The following is a 1,708-nucleotide window of genomic DNA, read 5'->3' on the forward strand; positions in this document are numbered from 1 at the left end:
ATGGCTATACTCCTACTTAGGTAGACAAGCAAATAATCAAAGCTTGTTTACTTAGGGAGGAGTTTTTTGTATGGGTAGAAAGGGCGCCCGGTACAGCCTTGAAGAGAAACTGTACTACATTCATTTGGTGGAACAAGGACGGACAGCGGGACAAATCCAACGGCAGACTGGCATTAAGGACGACCAGATTAAGCAGTGGGTGGAACGTTATCAAGCAGATGGTATTGAAGGTTTGAAACGACGGCAAGTGCGCCGATATTCCTCCGCGTTCAAGCAGGAGATCGTTGACCTATACCTAGCTGGTAACACTTCTTATCCCCAGTTAGCCCGGCAATTTAATATTCCTAATACGAGCGTTATCTATCAGTGGGTAAACCTGTATACTAGTGGTAAATCATTGAAGACCACTAGGAGGTCCAGGACTATGAAAACCGGTAGAAAGACAACCCAGAAGGAACGAATTGAAATTGTGCAATGGGTCATCGCCAACGATTTAGATTACAGCGGTGCTATCCAGCAGTTTGAGGTCTCTTACGGGCAAGTGTATGCCTGGGTCAAGAAGTTCAAGCAAGGCGGTCCAGAGGCGTTACAGGACCGTCGTGGCAAGGATAAGTCCGGCAAGTCACAACTGACAGATGATGAAAAGCAGGAACTTAAAATCAAGGCCTTGGAAGCCCGGATTGCCCACTTATCAAAGGAGAATGAAGTTCTAAAAAAACTGAAGGAATTGGAAAGGAAGGATGCCGCTCAGAATTCAAATATCGTACCATTCAAACACTCGCCCAAGAAGCCTTAGATCGGAATGAACCAACTCAAATTGGCCTAATGTGCCAATTTTTAGGGGTCTCACGGGCCGCCTACTACAAGTGGCGCCACCGGTGTCCCCACCAACGAGAGAGCGAAAATGAGGAAATCTACAAATACATTAAGGAACTGGAGGAGAAGCATCACTACATCTTTGGTGTGAAACGTTTGGTGGCTTATGTAAACAAAGAAACGAAATATCACGTGAGTGCTGGAAGAATCCGCCGATTGATGAGGAAGCACGGTATTAAAGCCTCAATTCTAGTCGCCAAACATGACCGTAAAGCGGAACGTAAAGAATTCATTCTCGGTAATAAATTACTTACACCAAACGCTAAGCATGACTTTCACCCTGCCCGCCCCAATGAAGTCTGGGTAACTGACTGTAGTGAATTACAATATGGTATTAAGAACGGTGGTAAGATTCGGGTCAGCGCCATTAAAGACCTGTATGACCATAGTGTTATTGCTTGGCGGATTGAACCAACCGAAACCGCTGCTTTAGTCACGGATACTTTTAGTGCGGCGTTATTGGCGAACCAGGGCGTCAAGCCCAACATTGTGCATAGTGATCAGGGATCTAGTTATACTTCAGGGCAATATAATACGGCCTTAGCTGGAGCAGGCGTGACCCACAGCATGTCACGCCCTGGAACTCCAGGTGATAACAGCCCCATGGAAAGCCTGTGGAGCCACATGAAAACGGAATACTTTGACTTTGAAAAACCGTTGTCATTGGAAGAAATAACAGCACTAGTAGCAGACTTCATGAATTGGTATAACAATTCTCGTCGTCAACCAACATTAAACGGCATGACCCCGGTAGAATACCGGAATCATGCCGTTCAGAAGATTGCATAGCAATTTTAATTATTTGACTGTCTACTTGACAAGGAGCCCCGCC

2 protein-coding genes are annotated in these 1,708 nt (G+C 45.7%); both read left to right on the plus strand.

Annotated elements, in window-relative coordinates; all coding sequences use genetic code 11:
- Window positions 1–70 precede the first annotated feature (70 nt).
- Window positions 71–796: a helix-turn-helix domain-containing protein gene (locus EKM99_RS15625; RefSeq protein ID WP_125584210.1), complete on the plus strand. Its 726-nt coding sequence runs from the start codon at window positions 71–73 to the stop codon at window positions 794–796.
- Window positions 797–825: 29 nt separating this feature from the next.
- Window positions 826–1,665: an IS3 family transposase gene (locus tag EKM99_RS15630; protein ID WP_263853881.1), complete on the plus strand. Its 840-nt coding sequence runs from the start codon at window positions 826–828 to the stop codon at window positions 1,663–1,665.
- Window positions 1,666–1,708 lie beyond the last annotated feature (43 nt).

The sequence above is a fragment of the Levilactobacillus cerevisiae genome, from assembly GCF_003946245.1.
Classification (GTDB): domain Bacteria; phylum Bacillota; class Bacilli; order Lactobacillales; family Lactobacillaceae; genus Levilactobacillus; species Levilactobacillus cerevisiae.